This window comes from Mucilaginibacter sp. NFR10, from assembly GCF_900100445.1.
Taxonomy (GTDB): domain Bacteria; phylum Bacteroidota; class Bacteroidia; order Sphingobacteriales; family Sphingobacteriaceae; genus Mucilaginibacter; species Mucilaginibacter rubeus.
Map to the genome: position 1 here is coordinate 263772 of NZ_FMTV01000003.1, position 19436 is coordinate 283207.

At 42.0% G+C, this 19436-nt stretch carries 21 protein-coding genes; 10 read left to right on the plus strand and 11 right to left on the minus strand.

The genetic code is table 11. The annotated features are described in order from the left end of the window. Positions 1-11: 11 nt before the first annotated feature. Positions 12-1175 carry an MFS transporter gene (locus tag BLP33_RS12175; RefSeq protein ID WP_090528403.1) on the minus strand — a complete coding sequence of 388 codons (1164 nt, stop codon included), beginning with the start codon at positions 1173-1175 and terminating at the stop codon, positions 12-14. 96 nt (positions 1176-1271) lie between these two features. Then, positions 1272-2828 carry an amino acid permease gene (locus BLP33_RS12180; RefSeq protein ID WP_090528406.1) on the minus strand — a complete coding sequence of 519 codons (1557 nt, stop codon included), beginning with the start codon at positions 2826-2828 and terminating at the stop codon, positions 1272-1274. Positions 2829-2911: 83 nt separating this feature from the next. On the opposite strand from BLP33_RS12180, the gene BLP33_RS27445 reads away from it, so the two are divergent. Further along, positions 2912-3064, plus strand: a complete 153-nt coding sequence (locus BLP33_RS27445; RefSeq protein WP_175490001.1) for a hypothetical protein — start codon at positions 2912-2914, stop codon at positions 3062-3064. 47 nt (positions 3065-3111) lie between these two features. On the opposite strand, the gene BLP33_RS12185 is transcribed toward BLP33_RS27445, so the two are convergent. After that, entirely contained in the window at positions 3112-3474 is a 363-nt protein-coding gene (locus tag BLP33_RS12185; protein WP_090528409.1) for a hypothetical protein, read from the minus strand. Between the two features lie 151 nt (positions 3475-3625). Between BLP33_RS12185 and BLP33_RS12190 the strand changes: the two genes are divergently transcribed. After that, on the plus strand, positions 3626-3964 hold the full coding sequence (locus BLP33_RS12190) for a single-stranded DNA-binding protein (RefSeq protein ID WP_090528414.1): 339 nt from the start codon (positions 3626-3628) through the stop codon (positions 3962-3964). 147 nt (positions 3965-4111) lie between these two features. Here the strand turns inward: BLP33_RS12190 and BLP33_RS12195 are convergent, their stop codons facing one another. From BLP33_RS12195 to BLP33_RS12220, 6 genes are all read right to left on the minus strand, one after another. Then, positions 4112-4780, minus strand: a complete 669-nt coding sequence (locus BLP33_RS12195) for a DUF6624 domain-containing protein (RefSeq protein ID WP_139159982.1) — start codon at positions 4778-4780, stop codon at positions 4112-4114. A 36-nt stretch (positions 4781-4816) separates the two neighbouring features. After that, positions 4817-6250: a DUF4932 domain-containing protein gene (locus tag BLP33_RS12200; protein WP_090528420.1), complete on the minus strand. Its 1434-nt coding sequence runs from the start codon at positions 6248-6250 to the stop codon at positions 4817-4819. Positions 6251-6341: 91 nt separating this feature from the next. After that, the gene (locus tag BLP33_RS12205; protein ID WP_175490002.1) at positions 6342-7775 is read right to left on the minus strand and encodes a PAS domain S-box protein; all 1434 of its coding nucleotides are present in this window, start codon (positions 7773-7775) and stop codon (positions 6342-6344) included. A 67-nt stretch (positions 7776-7842) separates the two neighbouring features. Next, the gene (locus tag BLP33_RS12210; RefSeq protein ID WP_090528426.1) at positions 7843-8547 is read right to left on the minus strand and encodes an SDR family NAD(P)-dependent oxidoreductase; all 705 of its coding nucleotides are present in this window, start codon (positions 8545-8547) and stop codon (positions 7843-7845) included. A gap of 118 nt (positions 8548-8665) precedes the next feature. Next, positions 8666-10447: an aromatic amino acid hydroxylase gene (locus BLP33_RS12215; protein WP_090528429.1), complete on the minus strand. Its 1782-nt coding sequence runs from the start codon at positions 10445-10447 to the stop codon at positions 8666-8668. A 100-nt stretch (positions 10448-10547) separates the two neighbouring features. Next, positions 10548-11507 (minus strand): lysylphosphatidylglycerol synthase transmembrane domain-containing protein, encoded by a 960-nt coding sequence (locus BLP33_RS12220; RefSeq protein ID WP_090528431.1) that lies wholly within the window; start codon positions 11505-11507, stop codon positions 10548-10550. A gap of 257 nt (positions 11508-11764) precedes the next feature. Between BLP33_RS12220 and BLP33_RS12225 the strand changes: the two genes are divergently transcribed. The 4 genes from BLP33_RS12225 to BLP33_RS12240 all read left to right on the plus strand — a co-directional run bounded on the left by BLP33_RS12225 (position 11765) and on the right by BLP33_RS12240 (position 14934). Next, positions 11765-12634, plus strand: coding sequence for a carbon-nitrogen hydrolase (locus BLP33_RS12225; RefSeq protein WP_090528435.1), 870 nt, complete (start codon positions 11765-11767; stop codon positions 12632-12634). 36 nt (positions 12635-12670) lie between these two features. Beyond that, the gene (locus BLP33_RS12230) at positions 12671-13024 is read left to right on the plus strand and encodes a four helix bundle protein (RefSeq protein ID WP_090528438.1); all 354 of its coding nucleotides are present in this window, start codon (positions 12671-12673) and stop codon (positions 13022-13024) included. An 11-nt stretch (positions 13025-13035) separates the two neighbouring features. Next, a complete protein-coding gene (locus BLP33_RS12235) occupies positions 13036-14097 on the plus strand; it encodes an agmatine deiminase family protein (RefSeq protein WP_090529632.1) in 1062 nt (353 codons plus the stop codon). A 429-nt stretch (positions 14098-14526) separates the two neighbouring features. Continuing rightward, entirely contained in the window at positions 14527-14934 is a 408-nt protein-coding gene (locus BLP33_RS12240) for a LiaF transmembrane domain-containing protein (protein WP_090528441.1), read from the plus strand. An 84-nt stretch (positions 14935-15018) separates the two neighbouring features. Here BLP33_RS12240 and BLP33_RS12245 read toward each other — a convergent pair whose 3' ends face one another. Further along, on the minus strand, positions 15019-16161 hold the full coding sequence (locus BLP33_RS12245) for a hypothetical protein (RefSeq protein ID WP_090528444.1): 1143 nt from the start codon (positions 16159-16161) through the stop codon (positions 15019-15021). Positions 16162-16192: 31 nt separating this feature from the next. Further along, the gene (locus BLP33_RS27450) at positions 16193-16330 is read right to left on the minus strand and encodes a hypothetical protein (RefSeq protein ID WP_175490003.1); all 138 of its coding nucleotides are present in this window, start codon (positions 16328-16330) and stop codon (positions 16193-16195) included. A gap of 50 nt (positions 16331-16380) precedes the next feature. Here BLP33_RS27450 and BLP33_RS12250 point away from each other — a divergent pair, with 50 nt between their 5' ends. The 4 genes from BLP33_RS12250 to BLP33_RS12265 are packed head-to-tail and all read left to right on the plus strand — an operon-like array spanning position 16381 to position 19412. Next, a complete protein-coding gene (locus BLP33_RS12250) occupies positions 16381-17235 on the plus strand; it encodes a LiaF transmembrane domain-containing protein (RefSeq protein ID WP_090528447.1) in 855 nt (284 codons plus the stop codon). Between the two features lie 36 nt (positions 17236-17271). After that, entirely contained in the window at positions 17272-17607 is a 336-nt protein-coding gene (locus tag BLP33_RS12255; protein ID WP_090528450.1) for a DUF4288 domain-containing protein, read from the plus strand. A 27-nt stretch (positions 17608-17634) separates the two neighbouring features. Further along, entirely contained in the window at positions 17635-18669 is a 1035-nt protein-coding gene (locus BLP33_RS12260) for a sensor histidine kinase (protein ID WP_254780116.1), read from the plus strand. Next, complete coding sequence (locus BLP33_RS12265) at positions 18666-19412, plus strand: LytR/AlgR family response regulator transcription factor (protein ID WP_090528453.1); 747 nt, start codon at positions 18666-18668, stop codon at positions 19410-19412. Before BLP33_RS12260 ends, BLP33_RS12265 begins: the two co-directional genes overlap by 4 nt. The last annotated feature ends 24 nt before the right edge of the window (positions 19413-19436 follow it).

The window sequence follows — 19436 nt, forward strand, 5'->3', positions numbered from 1 at the left end:
GTCTCTTAAATTTATTCTTTTCTCTTTAACCGGATACTTAGCAGCAACGCAGCTAAAATATAGCATGAAGATAAGAAGAAAATAGCATGTACCGATAGCAAAGCTGCAAAGCCGGCTGTAACCGGACCAAGGGTTTGCCCTATGGAAGCATACGACTGGTTGATGCCCAATATTTTGCCTTGTTCTTTATGGTCAATATGATCGGCAATTATTGCGTTGAGCATAGGATTACGCAGACCGTTGAACAGGCCATAAATACAAATACCTATAACGAACGGAATAAAATGATTGGTGAGCCCGGTTGCAAACATCGCCGCAAGGCAAAGAAAAGTAGAGAGCAACAGGATCATTGATTTAGATGAAAACCATTTGGTAAACAGCGGCACACAAAGCTGCATAATAATACCGCTCACGCCGAAACCTGCGTACAGAATACCGATCTGTGTAGGGTTGATCTTCAATACATCAACAGTAAAAGTTTGAAATGCGATAATCATGGTAAACTGCGCCATGGTGAGCATAAAGCCTGTAAATACGGCCGTGCCAATAACCGGCCGTTTAAGGGTAGTTATCAGCGAGGTAAACGAAAATTTAGTTTTTTCTGAATTCTTTTTTGTTTTATCGGGCGGGTTGGTTTCCTTTAAAAAGAACAGGCTGCAAAGTGTGCCTATAAGTGAAATACCCGCCGCAAAAAAGAAAGGCACCTGCATACCGTACCTGTTCAGGAAGCCGCCCACAGCCGGCCCAATCACAAAGCCAAAGCCAAAGGCCGAGCTTAAAATGCCAAACCTTTTGGCACGGTTATCGGGTTTAGCCGTATCAGATACCATAGCCTGCGCAACGGACACATTACCACCCGTAAGGCCATCTAAAATTCTGGCTGCAAAAAGCATGATCATGCTCCGGGCTTCGGCAAAAAGGATAAAGGAGATACAGGTACCTGCCAGGCTGATCACCAGTAAAGGCTTTCGTCCCCATTTATCAGACAGGGAACCCAAAACAGGTGTAGCAAAAAACTGAGCTACTGAAAAGGAAGCGGTGAGGATGCCTAATGTTTCGCCGGTAACGCCAAAGGTTTTACCATAAGAGTAAAGTATTGGTACAATGATGCCAAACCCTAACGAGTTAATGACACATACAAATACTAATACCCACAGGTTTTTATCGCCCTTCATGAAGCGGTTTTATTGGTTTACCGGTATAAAAAAGGAATGTAACAAAAAAGGTCCTGAAAACTCAGAACCTTTTTTGTTTATGATAACATTGTTATACTATTCAACAAATTTAGGGTTGATAGGATTAACGGCACCTTCAACCTTACCATGCCTTACATGCGAGCGTTTGATGCTATAGCCAAAGTAAACGGCAAAACCGATCAATAACCAAACAATAAGCCTTGCCCAGTTTTCCCAGCCTTCGCTGGCAATCATACACAGGCATATGATGGCGCCAAGCGGGCAAACTATCATATAAGCCGGAGTTTTGAACGGGCGTTCAATGCCCGGGTCGGTTCTTCTTAAAATAAAGATACCAATACATACAAGCACAAAAGCGAACAGTGTTCCTATACTCACCATATCGCCTACATATTTATCAGGAATAAAACCGGCAAACAATGATACAAACACAAAGAATAACCATTGCGATTTGTAAGGCGTACGGAACTTAGGGTGCAGCTTTGAGAATACTTTAGGGATCAAACCATCGGTGCTCATGGTGTAAAATACACGGGTCTGGCCCATCAGCATCACCAGGATCACTGAAGAAAAACCTGCAAGTATTGATACTGTAACAAATGAAGCCAACCATCCGTAACCAGGCATAGCGGTTTTGATAGCGTAACTTACCGATGCTTCTTTACCCTGGATAAGGAAATCTTTGTAAGATACCAAACCTGTTAACACATGCGAGAACAGGATATAAAGCGCAGTACAGATAACCAGTGATATCAGGATACCTTTTGGCATATCTCTTTGGGGATTTTTAGCTTCCTGCGCAGCAGTTGAAACCGCGTCAAAACCAATAAAAGCAAAGAATACAACGCTTGCACCGCGCAACACGCCGAGCCATCCATGGTTAAAGGTATCGGCATAATCAACTATACCCGCACTTACTTTGATCTTTCCTGCATCGGCAGGGATAGTATAAGGCGTATGGAAGGCGGGATTAATAAAGTGCCAGCCTAAACCAATGATCATTAATACGATAGCAACTTTTACAACTACAATGATATTATTTACAACCGCAGATTCGGCCGTGCCCCGAATCAGCAACATCGTTAACAGGAACAGGATCAGGATAGCAGGCAGGTTAACAATACCTCTTGTACCTAACTCGCTGGCATACATACCTACGGTAGTGTTTGAGGTTTCCATAAACGAGTGCGACCATGCATATGGTATGTGCACGTTAAAGAACGTTGTTAAAAACTCATTAAAATACTGCGACCAGCCGATGGAAACGGTAGCGGCCCCAAGCGCGTATTCAAGCACTAAGTCCCAGCCAATAATCCAGGCAATAAACTCGCCCATGGTAGCGTAAGAGTAGGTATAAGCAGATCCTGCGATGGGGATCATACTGGCAAATTCCGCATAGCACAAACCAGCCAGGGCGCAACCGGCGGCTGCTATAAGGAATGAGATGGTAACCGCAGGCCCGGCATGTTCACCTGCCGCGGCTGCCGTACGAACGAAAATACCGGCACCTATAATCGCGCCGATACCGAGTGCTATAAGTGAGCCAACGCCTAAGGTTCTCTTGAGCGACTTCTCCGTCTCTGCCGAAGCAGCCATTAGTTGAGCAATCGGTTTCTTAATAAATAATTTCATTTTAAATTAGTAAGATCAGTCAAAAATTAAAAATTTACATTTCCCCAAACGTACTTAAATTTATTGAAAACATAAAGCGCCGAATGAAACAACTGTTAAGTATTAATTATCAAAATATTAAACTGTTAAATGCTATTAAATCTATAGAGAATTGGATTTTAAAGCTCAAAGCAGAACGCCTAAAGCTCAAAGCAAATAAACCGGCAAATCCCACAGCAAACTGCCGCCCACTATAAACTGCTACTGCCACTCAAGCAAACTGCCCACTGAAAACTGCCAACTGCTACTGCTCCCCTTCACGTTTCACCAGCAGCACTTCATCATTATCCAATAACAGGTAGCCGTACTCATAATTAAAAAAATAGGTCGACCCGGTTTTTGTTTGATAGATGCTGGTGATATGGTCGAAATCAAAACCTTTTGCAGCAAGCTTTTTACGGGTTGTTTTGGTTTTGCCGGTCGGGTTCAACTCTTCCAACACACGGCGATTACGGCGAAGGATATTATTGATATTGCGCACCAGGTTATAGCTACTGCTGTTGAGCTGGTTATTGTAATTATTGCGGCACAGATCATTACAAAACTTTTTATCAGCCCGGCCCTGTAATGGCGTGCCGCAATCTAAGCATACTCTTTCCTGGTTCATGACATAAAGGTAGCAATTAATTTATCCGTTTGCAAACGCTTACAAACGGATACTATCGACTATAAACGGTTAATATCCGGTTAACTCTTTTGACTTGCCGCACCTTTGTATTGTTGATTCAAACAAACATTAAGCAATAAATATTAAAACTATGAACTCATTAAGAAACAGTGTACGCCTTGTAGGTAACTTAGGTATGGACCCGGAAGTAAAGGTATTCGACAGTAATAAAAAAATGGTGCGCCTTTCTATTGCCACCAATGAAAGCTACAAAAATGATAAAGGCGAGAAAATAACCGATACCCAGTGGCATAACCTGGTTTTTTGGGGGCCACAAGCCAAACTTGCCGAAGACCTGCTAAAAAAAGGTGATGAAGTTGCTGTAGAAGGCAAACTGGCCAATCGTAATTACACCGACAAAGATGGCGTTAAACGTTATGTATCCGAAATAGTAGTTAATGAGTTTTTAAAAGTGGGCGCAAAAGGCTGAAGAGCAAATGGCGATACGCCAAAAGCTGTGGGGCATTGGCGGGTAAAATCGGTAGATACAAGAGCCCAGGTATCGCCTAAAGAAGAACACCCTTTACGGGAAGCTTGAGCGTAGGTTTAAGCTTCCCGTAGGTATTTATCTGGAACGTTATCTGATATTCTGCGCCTGAACTATCTTCTCTATCTCCGGCAATTGCCTTTTGTAATCCTCTGCATCCCAATTTTTAGCATAATCTTTCATTGGCGGCATCCCCATTGCCCTGCGTCGCTCATCTAAATGATCAACATCAACAATAGGATAGACATATATTTTGCCTGTTTGCTTATCTGTAAATCCCTGGCTGCCGTAAACTTGCTTTTTGCCGGTCCGCATATTGATCCTGTCTTCAAGAATGGCAAGGTTGCTTGAAAGTATTTCGCCGTTTTTCTCCGCGGTTCTGATCAGTGGTAAGTAGTTTTGCTGCGTTTGCAAATCGGCATGTTGGATTACCAGGAACAAAGCCTGGCTACCTGTAATACCTACTTTTTGTGGACCAAGCCAACCATACTTTGTTAGAATAGTATTTACCCTGATCAAATTTTGACTGTCAGTTTTATGCATAACGTCTTGCAGGCTATCGGCAACGTTGATTTGTGCATTATCTCTTTTTGCCCGCAGATATTTTATTCTAACCGATTGATCTGATTGATAAATAGAATCCAAAACTATCATTAATGACCTGTTTAACTTACTACTATCAATGGTGAATGTGGTAACCTGCGCAAAAGAAGCAGCACACACAAACAAGAAAAAACTAATGCAAATCAAATATTTCATTCTACACAGGCTTATATCCACTCATTTGCTGATTACTTATATCTGCGTTTTACACCAGGATACGATCATGGGGTAAAGATCGGCCGTTTTTAAGTTTCTATTTTGGCGGTGTAAGCGTAACAGCTCCTGATCAAATTCTTTAAAGTGGATAAAATTCCGACGCTCTACCATTAGAGCTTCGCGGCGTTCAATCACATAATCAGCTACCGGTTTGTCATAATTATCAGCTATATAAAGACAAAAAGCGGCGTGGGTCATATATTCATTAAACACGCTGACAGGGTTTTCATAAAAATCGCTGCTATTACCTGTCTTGGCCCAAACAGAACGCTTTGAAAATATGCTGTCAATTTGTTTAGCGTATACACTTGTTGTAGGGTTAATATAATTATGATCTATCTCCGTAAATACAATGCCTGTCATTAAACCTTCGCGTTGTTTTTCTGAAAGTTCTTTTTCACGGTCATACCTGTCTGTTCCGCATATAAACATCGCATTTTCGGTAAATAGTTTATTTTCGTCGTAGTCATAGGTAGCATAACGTTGTGTACTGTGCGAACCGCCAATAAGCGGAGAGGATACTATCCTGTATGATTGGTACTTCCGTTTCGGAAATTGATTTTCAAGCCAGGTCCACATTTGCCTCACCGGTAATAGTGTTTTTTGACGTGCAAGTTGTTGCCGGTAATAAGGTAAATTCTGCTGATAAAACTTCCTGAAGTTAGACTTTGCAGCAAAATCTTCAACCAATGGCTTTAGCTTTCCAAACAAGCTGCTATCGGCAAGTTCATTGCCATAAACATAATAGTAAGGCCCGTTGAAAAGCAATTTTGTATTTTTTGAACCGGGTACTGTATCCTGGAAATTAAACGCAAAACTATTTTCCCGGAACTCATAGTATTTACTGCCGTAAAGACTATCCGGAATACTCAACGCTTTAAACACTTTATGGTCCATATAAGGTTTAAACCAACTTACCACCTTTTTATAGTAATCACCTTCTTTGTTCAGATCAGTAGCTTTTTGCCCGGCAGGCGAAAGCGTCCAGATGATATTGGCCAGCTCATAAGGTTCGGGGATATCAAATTGTATATTATTAAGATTTTTTGCCATATAAGCTTTCGGGAAGGAATTAGAGATATCATTAAAGTGAAGTCTTAAAGTACTACTACCTTTTGGCGATTCAAGCTTAATGTATACTACGTGACCGTATGGCAGGTTATTACGATAGTTTATCTTCACAGAATCTTTCCCGTAGTAAAAAGTAGCATATATGCCAGTTGTGGCATCAGTACCGGGGCTGGTTTTGAGGCCGCTGACGCAATAAGCTTCTTTTCCAGGAAATTTTGAAAAACTAAGCCTGATCGAATCGTCGGGGCAAAATAGGGTTTTAGGATAGGTTTCGGTTACAGCTTGCCCGAAAGCGGCATTAATGATCAATAACGTGATAAGTGTAAATAAAAGGCGCATAGGTTTTATATTATACCCCCAATTTAAGAAATTCCTACACAATTACCTACTTTAAGACGTAAAAAATATAACCATTGATTAAAACTCGCAGTTACGCATCAGCCCCGAATGCCTTAATATACGCGGTTCTTTCCACAATAGAATGAATAACCCCGTCAAGTTGCTGCGATGTAGTATCAATATGCCCGATGATCTCCTTGTTGAGTGGGTTTTGCAGATCATCGTTATCAAACAGATTAACTAAACCCAAAATAGTAGCTACCGGCTTACGCAATTCGTGCGAACTGATATTGGCTATGGTTTGCAGCCTGTGGTTTTGCTCGCGTATGTTATCTTCGGTTTTTTTGCTTTCTATCAACACCCTCAAAATATTCACCGTGCGTTCAATGATATTTAACTCCTCCTTATTTGGCTTACGCATGGTATGGTAATAAATGCCAAATACAGCCAGAACCTTTGAGTTTTTCGAACTCATTACAGGCGACGACCAGCAAGCCTTTAGTCCGTATGGTTTGGCAAGACCAACATAATCAGCCCAAAGCGGGTCGTTTTCAATGTCGCTTACTATAACCTGCTTACGGTGAAATGCCGACGTACCGCACGATCCTACATTGGGCCCTATTGATAAACCTTCCAGTTGATTACTGTAAGCCTGTGGCAACCGCGGACCGGCAAGCGTATGTAATTTCTCCTGCTTATCGTCAACTTCCAAAACAGAACAGATCATATCCGGGAAGATCCTTTCAATTCCCATAAGTAGTTCGGTAGCAGATTGCGCCAGCGTATATTGTGACATCGCGTTTAATTCCAGCACCTTCTTTTCAAGCTCCAATACCCATTCCTGCATTTTTATTTCCGTTATATCACGTATAAAAACAGCCAGCTGATCCTGATAAGGGTATATATTGATCCGAAGCCAGCTGTTTGAATAGGCATTTAAATATTGTACCTGTATGGATTTTTTGCAGGTTAATGAAAGTTGAAACTCACTCTCTACTGATTCAGTTAAACCAAGACTTTTAATCTCCATAAAATTGGCCTCAGCAAGCTCGGTTAAACTAAGGTTAGTCATAGCCTGGAACGCCGGATTAAAGGAAATTATATCCCAGTTGGCATCAAGTACAATAAAGCCTTCATTGAGGCTTTGAATAGTATGCTGAACAATATCATCTTCTGATTGACCGATCACGCCGGCCAGTGTATTCCCGCTCGAATAAATCAGGTTATCATCCTCATTCAGTATTACCGACCAGATAATACTAAAGTAACACCCGTCTTTAGCTTTAATACGGCTTTGATAGCCAACTAATTTTTTATTAAGCAGAAGGCTGTTTTGTGACTCTGTCTGGCGTTCTTTATCTGCCGGATGGCATATAGCTTCAATATTTATACCCGTTAACTCCTCATCGCTATAGTTAAGAGTATTACGAAAAGCATGATTGATATGCATGATCACGCCATTCATATCCATGACAAAAAAAATATCTTTTGAATGAGTAAAGAGTGACGTAAACCTTGTGTCCATACGCGGCAGGTATAACATAGTTATAATAACTAAGTTATAAAAAATGTTTGCAATATTATCTAATATTTCAAGGGGTAGTTGCTGCTACAGGTATTATTTTTCCGTTAAAAAACTTGCTCCCGGTTAAGGCGAAATCGGCGATATATTTTCCCATTTCAAATGCCATTACCGGCGATTCATAACCCGGGAAAGCTTGTTCCAGCATCTCGGTTTGTGCCGATCCTAAAGCCAGGCAATTTACTTTGATCCCTTGTTCGGTTAACTCCTGTGCTAAACATTCGGTTAGCGTATGCAATGCTGATTTACTTGCTGAGTAAGCCGCCAGCCCCGGAAATTTAGCGCTCCCCTGAAATCCTCCCATGCTGCCAATATTAACAATGTGCGAGCCCGCAGGCATTAAAGGAAGCAATGCCTGGATAGCACGTACATGACCAATAAAATTGCTTTGCAACATCTCTACAAAATCCGACTCGAGTAATTCGGCAAATGGCTTATTGATAAGCACCCCTGCATTGTTGATTAAAATATCAACCCGATTATCAAAATGTGATGCGATGAACTGCTGCAAACCTTCATAATCATCATGCACTATATCAAATTTTAAAGCAAACAACTGGCAATCGGGGTTTAAACCATGTGCTATCTCCAGCAAACGTTCCAGTTTATCCTGTGAGCGGGCCAGGGCTATTACCTTATGGCTGCCCGAAAGTATTAGTTCAATTACGGCTTCAAAGCCCACGCCGCTGCTGGCGCCGGTTATTATGATGTTCATATGCCCCCTAACCCCCTAAAGGGGGAATGATTATTTATTATTAATTTCATTTCCCACGCGTCCTTGCCTCGTTCTTCACAATGACGCGTGATTTATCCTCTAAGATGATAAATCAACGCTAAACTACCAATTTTTGCTCAACCGGGTGCTTAATCAGGTAAAAGCCGTCACTGATGAGTTTACCATATTCGGGCTCGTTACGGCCTTTTTCTTCAAGAAAATGCTTGATCCCGGCTGCTAACACTGGGTCTACACCTTCATGGTCAAGTATTTCCAGTATCTCGAGGGCACAAAGCCAGTCGTCATGATGGTCTTTTTGCAGTTGCTGCCATACATTGCCTAAAAAGCCATAATCACCATGGTTAATGCGGCAATTTCGTACCTGCTGGTAAAGCTTGTGCAATTCTTTGGTTTTATGATCATGCCGGGCGTGATGGGTTTCGGTTTTGGATTTATAAACAATGGTTTCATAAGCTTCCCTGTCGGCCGCGCCACAAAATACCGAAATGATCTCTTCGCCAACGGCCATGTCATAAACGCCCCAGGCCGGATCAAACAACAACGTTCCATTATCATCAGTAACGGTTACGTTATCAAAAGTGATCAGGCAGATTTTGCCATCGTCCGAAAAGATATTTTTAATAATGCCTTTTACGGTGATCCCGCTTTCAAAATGCAGTTCGGTGCCCAACCCTTTTATCATACCCGCTGCTTTCAGATCATCCTCCGAAAAATCCTCCAAAGGTGTATCGTGATAGCCTTTCAATTTACCAACCGGCGAGCTGAAACCATCTTTATGATAATCTTTACCGTGGCCTCTTAACTGTTTATTGTTCAGGGCCAGCGCGGTAGGGCCGGTGGTTTTTATAAAATAAGGTTTGCCGGCTGCATCTGTCTTAAAATCGGTAATGTTACCCGAAACCTGCAAGCCCGAACTATAAACTACGGTACAGGTATTTTTACTTTCAACAGCTTTCTGTAAACCATAAGCCCCTCCTTTTCTGAAAGCCATGGTATTGGCAAACTCTTCCAGCACGCTGATCAGGTTCTGAAAATCGGGGGTTACAAAAAGCTGGGGCTGTGGCTTGGTGATATCATAGGGATATTTAACAGCGTCAATAGTATACCATAGCTTTTGAACATCTTTATTCATACAGGTTGAACTTTCACCGATAGATGAAAGCAGGCCCGCGCCGTAGATTTTTGGGTGCTCCAGCGTTCCAATCAGGCCGTACTCAACCGTCCACCAGTGCAGGCGGCTCAGGAGGGCCATTTCCGATGGTTCGCCCATGTTTTCCTGGCAATAAGTTACCAGCTCTTCGGCTTTAAGTATTTCCTGTTCATCAGCATCAGGCATTTCTTTTAATATCGATAGTGCGCGGATAGCCTCATAAAGCTCAAAATCCTGTGCCGAAAACATGGCTTTAGCCCCTATCGATCCAAAATAACTCAGGTATTCATGGTAATCCTTGTCGGCAATTATGGGCGCATGCCCTGCCGATTCATGAATGATATCAGGAGCTGGAGTATATTCAATATGTTTTAACTGGCGTATATCAGCGGCGATAACCAGCACCCGGTACGCCTGGTACTCCATAAAGGCCGCCGGCGGGATAAAGCCGTCGACCGTAACAGCACCCCAGCCAATTTTGCCGAGGGCATCATTCATCTCCTGTAAATTGGGAATATGTTCAATAGTTAAACCTGCTTTTTGCAGGCCGGGAATGTACGGGTAGTAAGCGACATCCTTTAGATAACTATAATTTTGGCGCATGACATAGCGCCACACCGCATGATCGATAGGCGTATAATGCTCGTAGTGCTGGTCGACTATAAATTGTTTTAAATGACCGGGCAATGCCGCAACCTGCGGATTATTAAAATCATTAAAATGGCTCATTGATAACTGGCGATTTATAATACAACGCCAAGTTTAGCAGATGGTTGCCATGAAAACAAGTTTCAGTTTATTATTCTGAAATTAAAATAACAGCAAAATATTATTCTTCTATTGGATGATTTTCCAATTTTGGTTCTTCGCCTTTTTTAAGGCCAGCCTCAAGTCGTTTAGGAATAAGCACATAATATACACCTAATAAAGCTACAATAATTGAGATGAGATAAAATCCAAAGCTCAGGTACACAGCCATATCTTCGGCCAGGTTAAACTGCCGGGCCAGTGTAAGGAACAGCGCGTCGCGGATACCGCCGCCGCCCAAACTAAATGGAATAATTGCCGCTAACGACGAGAAAAGAAACGATAGCAGATACGGAGCAAACTTACCGTTGAAATCCTGCGCAAGCAGTAAACAAATAATGGTAAGCAATTGCATGCTTTGTACACCTATGGCTTTTAAATGTGCCTGTATAAAGTTGTGGGTGTATTCTTTAAAAAATTTACGGGCTACGGCGTAATAGATCACAGAACCAACCGATACTATACCAAGCGGCCAGGCCAGGTGATAGGGAAAACTCGGTATTAAAACAACCAGCCCCACTACAATGGCGCCTATCGCCCAAAAACCGCTAAGCCTGTCAAACAGGATGGCCCAGAACACTTTTTTTGTAGGTAAATGATAGCGTTTGTGCAACAGGTAAATTTTGTAACCATCGCCACCGATACCGCCGGGCAATAGCACGTTATAGCACAAGCCAAGAAAATACAGGCGGAGGTTGAAGCGCCAGTCTAACCGTAAACCAATGGATTTGAAATAGCTTAATAACCGCCATGATGAAAAAAACATCGACCCGATATAACAGGCTATAGCGGCGGTTAGCCAGGCGCGGTCGGCATGGACTAAACGATATTTAATTTTCGCAAACGGAACCTTACTGAATACATAGTAAAGCAAGCCGCCGGTTACTACAATAATAAGGATTACTTTTACAACGCCCCAAAGCTTACCTTTCCAGGTTTTGTGTTCGGCACCTTCGTCAATGATGTCTTCTGTTTGTGTCATTCGGCTGCAAAGCTATGTTATTTTTTTATTTGGATGTACGGGATAGTCAATTAACAATTTTTCTTCATTTTGTTTTCACAAACATTAAAACCAGTAAATCAGGTAATTATTACAGCACAATTTTCCGCCCCATTAATTCATCGCTTCTACAATTAAACGATGGCTATTGTAATCAAATATTCAACTCTGTGTAATCATAATATCAAATCAGTAAAATCCTAATAACAAAGTGTTATTTTTGCGCAAATTTTTTGGAGATGAGTAAAGTAAAAGTTGGTTTAGTACAAATGAGCTGTACTGCTGATAAAGAGCAGAACCTGCAAAAAGCAATTGTTAAAGTAAGGGAAGCGGCTGCTAAAGGCGCGCAAATAGTTTGTTTACAGGAACTTTTTACCTCACTTTATTTTTGCGATGAAGAAGATTACAATAATTTTAAGCTGGCCGAAGCTATTCCCGGCCCATCAACCGATGAGCTTTCAAAAGTTGCTGCCGAGCTTAATGTGGTGATCATTGCTTCATTGTTTGAAAAACGTGCTCAGGGTGTTTACCATAACACCACCGCTGTGCTTGATGCCGACGGAAGCTATTTAGGCAAATACCGCAAAATGCATATCCCTGATGACCCGGGCTTTTACGAAAAATTTTACTTCACTCCCGGCGATTTAGGTTACAAAGTATTTAACACCAAATTTGCCCGTGTAGGTGTACTGATCTGCTGGGACCAATGGTATCCTGAAGCTGCACGCATCACTGCCCTAATGGGTGCCGATATATTATTTTACCCAACCGCTATCGGCTGGGCTACCACGCAGGATGAAGCAACCAACGTTGAGCAATACAACGCATGGCAAACTATTCAACGTTCGCACGCTGTAGCTAACGGCATACACGTAGTAAGCGTTAACCGTGTTGGCGAAGAAGCCGGTGTAAAATTCTGGGGCGGTTCATTCTTTGCTAATCCATTTGGTGCAATTATCCATCAAACATCACACGATCAGGAAGAAGTTATAGTACAGGAGCTTGATCTCGATAAATCTGATTACTACCGCAGCCATTGGCCGTTTTTGAGGGATCGTCGTATCGATTCTTATCAGCCGATGACAAAGAGACTTTTAGATGAGGATTAGTCCATGGTCGATAGTCCATAGACCATAGTAAAAAGTATGGCTTTTAAATTCGAAAATCTTCAGGTTTGGCAAAAGGCATTGGAGTTGACTGACGAAGTCAATACTTTGACAAAAAGCAGTTTTCCTAAAGAGGAGTTATTTATTTTAACATCGCAAATAAAAAGAGCTGCGGACTCTGTTGTATTAAATATTGCTGAAGGTTGTACCGGACAAACAAACGCGGTATTCAAAACCTTTTTAGGTTATTCATTAAGATCTGCCATCGAAGTTGTAGCTTGTTTGTTTATTGCCAAAAAAAGGAAAATTATTAATGAAGATGATTTTACCATGTTATATAATGACTATCAATCATTATGTAAAATGATAACGTCTTTAAAAAACACATTATGAAACCATTTACCATGGACCATGGACCATCGACCATGGACAAAAACACACCCGCTTCGCAGGGCTTTTCTTTCCCTGCTGAATGGGCTAAACATACGGCTACCTGGCTAAGCTGGCCTCACAAAGAGGCATCATGGCCTGGCAAGATCGATACCATTTACGCGCCTTACATTGAGTTTATAAAGATTGTTACCGAAGGCGAACTGGTACGCATTAACGTGACTGATGCTGATATGAAGGCCTCGGTGATTTTCCAGTTGCAAAACGCAGGTGTTGATCTTAACAAAATAGAGATCTTTGAATTCCCGACCAATGATGCCTGGTGCCGCGACCACGGTCCGGCGTTTTTGATCAACCCGACTACAAGTCAAAAAGCTATCGTAGACTGGGGTTATAACGCATGGGGCGGCAAATACCCCCCATTTGATTTGGATGACGTAATCCCTACCAAAATAGGTAACCACTTTGGTTTGCCGATATTTAATCCCGGCATAGTAATGGAAGGCGGCTCGGTCGACTTTAACGGTAAAGGCACAATTTTAACTACCACTGCCTGCCTGCTTAACAAAAATCGGAACCCGCAGCTTAACCAGCAACAGATTGAAAGCTACCTGCAAAATTATTATGGCGCAGAACAGATCCTTTGGCTGGGTGATGGCATTGTAGGTGATGATACCGACGGACATATCGACGATATCACCCGCTTTGTAAACGAGGATACCGTAGTTACCGTTGTGGAGGAAGATAAGAACGATGAAAACTATCACCTGCTACAGGAAAACCTCGAAACGCTGAAAACCATGCGCCTGCTTAACGGCAAACAACTTAACATTATTGAGCTGCCAATGCCCGACGCGGTAATTTATGAAGACACCCGCTTACCGGCCTCTTACGCTAATTTTTATATAGCTAACTCGGCCGTGATTGTGCCTACTTACCGTTCAAAGAACGATGATAAAGCGCTTGATATATTAACCAAATGCTTTTCCGACCGCAAGGTTGTAGGCATTGACAGTACCGACATTATCTGGGGCCTCGGCAGTTTCCACTGCCTCAGCCAGCAGGAACCGGAATAACAGGCCCACCCAACCCTCCCCTGAAGGGAGGCTTTTTTGTTTGTTGTCATTTCGACAGAGCGACAGTGGTATTGAGCATCGGGGCGAAAGAGAAATCTTCTACGCCTTGTAAAGCAGCGATGCATTGGCTTAAAGCAGGGCGTATAAGATTTCTGCTTCTCCACACACACTTTACCCTACTCATTCGTCGAAATGACAATTCGCTTTTTTAAATGAAGCTTTTCCTTTTTATCTTGTTTCTTCCATCTTGACCTCTTGCCGCTTTCTATATCTTGCTTCTTGACTCTTGACTTCCTGGCTCTTGCCGCTCCGCTTCTTTTTCACCGCCTTTATCCCCTACTTTACCGACATCTCCCCTTACATCGCCAATAATTGATTGACCCGCCTGCCATGTTGCTGTAGTTTTGGGTAACATTAAAACTTAAAGCGATGAACAACGATATAATAAACACCGAAAACAAAAGAAATGGCAAAATCATGTTAGGAATAATTTTACTGGCCGCCGGTGGTTTATTTCTGATAGATCAGCTCAATGCCTTCCTTATTCCCGACTGGCTTTTTAGCTGGCCAATGTGGTTCATAGCCTGGGGCGCTTACATGGGTGCCAAACATGACTTTAAAAAACCATCATGGATCTTTATGATACTGTTAGGCATCATATTCCTGGTAAATGATAACGTTTATAACGCCGACCGCATAACCTGGCCAATTGCATTGATGCTGCTTGGTACCTGGATAGCCATCAAACCGGCCAAACAAACCGACCGGGACTTCTGGGAAAAGAACGAAAAAGCTAAACAACACTTCGACTTTGAACAACCCAAAACCGAAGCTTAAACTCAATCATCCATCATATATCAAAGCCGGGGCATTTTTAAAAAGCTCCGGCTTTTTGTTTGTCCTCCCATCGATTTAAAAATATTATAAGTCGACATAAAACCATGGCATTTTAAAAAGTCCCTTTTTCTCCATTACACGCACCGTTGAGCCAACACTTGTATGGTAATAAAAAGATTTGGGAACTATAATATATTCCGCTTCGTGATGATCCCCCCAACTATCTATCCGGATATGATAATTAGTTGCATGCTTATAGGAGATAAATTTATCGGTTACAGTTGTAGAATAGATTTGAGCACTTGACTTATCAAAAGAACAATTAACATTGGCTATTACCCCTATAGCATAAGCTGCTGAAAATATAATCATTAGTAAAAATTGCCCGATACGTGAACTATATGTGTTATTAAATCCTTTCACTGCTAATACTCCGAGAATAACTGAACCTAAAATCAGACTTGGAACAGTTAATTTATCATAGTTAGTTATGTGATAATAATTCAGAGATTTTAAAACCAATAATAATACTCCGAGATATAAGCCCGGCATTACATTGTTATAAGCGCTGTTTCTTTTAGAAATTAATGTTACAAGCCCCTTACTGAAATAAATAATCGAAATACCAATTAAAGGAAAAACCAATAATATTGCATCAGCCGCGCTGGTATCCCTCAGAAAAAACAAGAACAATACAAAAAGTACAAACCCAACAAAGTTGTATATCCCCGATAACCGTGTTATTGCTTTAAACTTGTCTGTCCTCTCCCCTTCGCTATATCCCAAATTAGCATTATTTATTATATCATTTTTCTCCTTTTCGTAATCTTCTTTATTTAAATCCTTAAGATTAGTGCGCAACCAAGAGGTTAGGTTATTAAGATTCCCGATGCTTGAATAGTCGCGAATTTTTATTTTGGAATAGCCTGCTTCTACAGGCTCAATAACAATTACCTTATTGTTAATCCTGAAACCTTTAATATCAGCACGCAAAAGCTCTTTGGTACCAAATACGGTCGTTCTTACAATACTGTAATCAGATATTATAAGCTTACTTTTAAATTGGTTTATTAATGTTACCACACCTCCCGTTCCAAATACAACGGGGAATATAATAAGTCCATTAGTCGGTTTAGTTAGCAGGAATAATGAAAAAACAATTGCTGATGTCCCCATTGCTCCATAAAAAATTCGCCAGTATAGCGATATAGTGTATTCCTGTTTCATTTTTTAATATGATAAAGTTTAGTATGGTTATTTACTGATAAAAAACTGTCGCAACATACAAATTTTTATTTTTGCCGGATGATAAATAATCAACCGCAACTTTTTCACCGCCAAAACATCCCCACTCACCGATTTCTTTAAATACATCGCCAATTTTTGTTTGGCTCAACTATAATGTTACCTTAGTTTTGGATATGATTTTAATTTGCAGATAATACAATGAACAACGATATAGAACATCCAAAAGATCCCAACAAAGGCAAATCTGTTGCCGGGATCATTTTACTTGCTGTAGGCGGCATATTGCTGCTTCAGCAATTCCGAATTTTTTTCATACCCGCTCATCTTTCCCTGTGGCCCTTATGGCTTATTTTCTGGGGGATATACATAGGCGCCAAGCATAATTACAAAAAGGCATCGTGGGTATTGCTGGTAGCTTTAGGTACTGTATTCCTGATCACCCAAAACATTAACAACTCCGATCGGATAGTAGGCCCCTTAGCTGTAATTGGATTTGGTATGTGGCTGATATTAAGACGCAACAAACATTTTGATCCGCAGCAGTGGAAAAACGATTTCAAAGGAGAAAAATGGACCAACTGGGATAAAAAAGAGCCCTTCCAATTTGAAAAAGCCGAAACTGTTGACTACACCGTAAAAGAAGAAGGCAGCGAGATCCCCCCGGTTGATCCCTACGCTCAAAAACAACAGCAATACAACACCAAATACTCCGGCGACGATTATATCGATACCGTATCCATTTTTGGCGGGGTTAACAAAACCATCCTTTCCAAACAGTTCCGCGGTGGCGATATCGTAAACATATTTGGCGGTGCCGAGCTTGATTTTACCCAGGCAGATATTAACGGCCGTATTATCATTGACATTACCCAGATCTTCGGCGGCACCAAAATTATTGTGCCATCAAACTGGCAGGTAGTATCTGACCTGGCAGCAGTTTTTGCCAGTGTTGATGATAAGCGCATCAGGAGCACCGCAAGTGTAGGCAGCGAGAAGGTGCTGGTACTTAAAGGCGTATCCATATTTGCGGGTGTAGATATCCGCAGTTATTAATTAATCAAGGCAGCTAATTACGAAAAGCATAAAAACATGAACTGGTACGTAGCAAAATTAGTTTTCAGGGTGATAAGCGGGGATGGCGACCATCAGGCGCAGTTTGATGAGCAATTAAGGTTAATCAGCGCAGATAATGAACTGGTGGCTTATGAAAAAGCCAACCGCATAGGTCACGCCAACCAGGATAGCTTTAAGAATATTGAAAAGCAAACCGTTAAATGGCAATTTATTGATGTAGCCGAGCTTAACCAACTTGGCGAACTTACCGACGGCGCCGAATTGTATTACAACATACACGAAACACCCGATGCCGACCTGTACATTGCCTGGGCACATCATAAGTCGGCCTTATTGGGCATCAGAAATTAAACCTTAAAACCACAGAAAGTAACCGTTTTGGAAGTTCCATCAATACAAACATCAAAACTATATGCGGCATTTGTAATATGCGGTGTGGCCTGGGCTGCATTACAAACTTACATCATTCATAGTTTTGGTTTTTTATGGTTCACCGCCGCAACAGATGGCCTGTTGAGCGCCGTGTTGCTTTCATGTGCCTGCTGGCTTATCAACAATAACTTACGCTACTATCAGCCGGGTAAGGGCAGCTATATTAACCTGTTTATCTGGTGCGTTGCGCTGGCAGGGATCTGCACCGCCGGCTGCCGTTACCTGTTACCGCTCATTAACAGCGACACAATTTACACCGGTTTCCTGGCCCAGTCGTTAACCATCCGCTTTTTTACCGACTTTTTAGCTATCGGCTGGATGGCTATGATCAGCTTACTGTGGTTTTCACAGCTCGACCAGAAAGAAACCCTGAAACGCAAAACCGAAGCCGAGCAGTTGGCCCGCGAGGCCGAGCTTTATAACCTGCGTCAGCAATTACAACCCCACTTCCTGTTCAACAGTCTTAACTCTATAAACGCGCTTATTGGCTTTAAGCCTGATGAAGCCCGCAGGATGATCCACCAGTTATCCGATTTTTTACGCGGAACGCTTAAAAAGGACGATCAGTTACAGGTTAGCCTTACCGAGGAATTGGCACATCTTAATTTATACCTCGATATAGAAAAAGTACGCTTTGGCCACCGTTTACAAACCGAAATAAGCTGCGACCCCAAATGCGGAAGTGCCATATTGCCATCTATGCTGTTACAGCCTTTGGTTGAAAATGCCATTAAATTTGGCCTGTACGACACCATAGGCGAAGTTACAGTGAGCATTCGCGGTGAAATTGAGGATGGCTACCTGAACTTAATGGTACAGAACCCATATGACCCACAAACATCGAAACCAAAAAAAGGTACAGGTTTTGGTTTGCGGGGAGTGCAACGGCGATTATATTTGCTGTATGCCCGCAATGATTTAATGGAAACCCATGCGAGCGATGATCTGTACACAACCATTATAAAAATACCGCAACTATGAAGCGAGCTTTAATTATTGATGATGAACCTTTAGCCCGCATGGTTGTAAGGGAATACCTGCTTGATTTTAAAGACATTGAACTGATACAGGAATGCAACGACGGCTTTGAAGGCCTCAAAGCCATTCAGCAGCACCAGCCCGACCTGGTTTTTTTAGATATCCAGATGCCTAAAATTACCGGCTTCGAAATGCTTGAACTGGTTGAACAACCTCCTGCCGTAATATTTGCCACCGCATTTGACGAATACGCCATCAAAGCTTTTGAAGCCCACGCGGTTGACTATTTATTAAAACCATTCAGTAAAGAACGGTTTAATAAAGCGGTTGAAAAGTTCCTGGCCTCAGCCGCGCCAAAACCTGCCGTTAAGCAAACGGAAGAGTTGCTGGAGACCGCCGCTACCCAGTCGCCCGCCCAGCATGAGCGTATTGTGGTTAAAACCGGCACCAAGGTAAAGATCATCCCCGTTGCCGATGTTGAGTATTTACAGGCCGATGATGATTATGTAAGTGTGATCACCAAAGAAGGCTCGTACCTCAAAAACAAAACCATGAGCTTTTTTGAGCAAACCCTTGATCCTAATCATTTTGTTCGAGTTCATCGTTCCTACATCGTAGCTATACAACAAATCACCCGTATCGACCCATACGAAAAAGACGCGCACCTGGCCATCCTGAAATCAGGCGCTAAAATCCCGGTAAGTAAAACAGGGTATGTGAAGTTGAAACAGGTGCTGGGGATATAGAACCAACTGCTTACAACAAAAAAA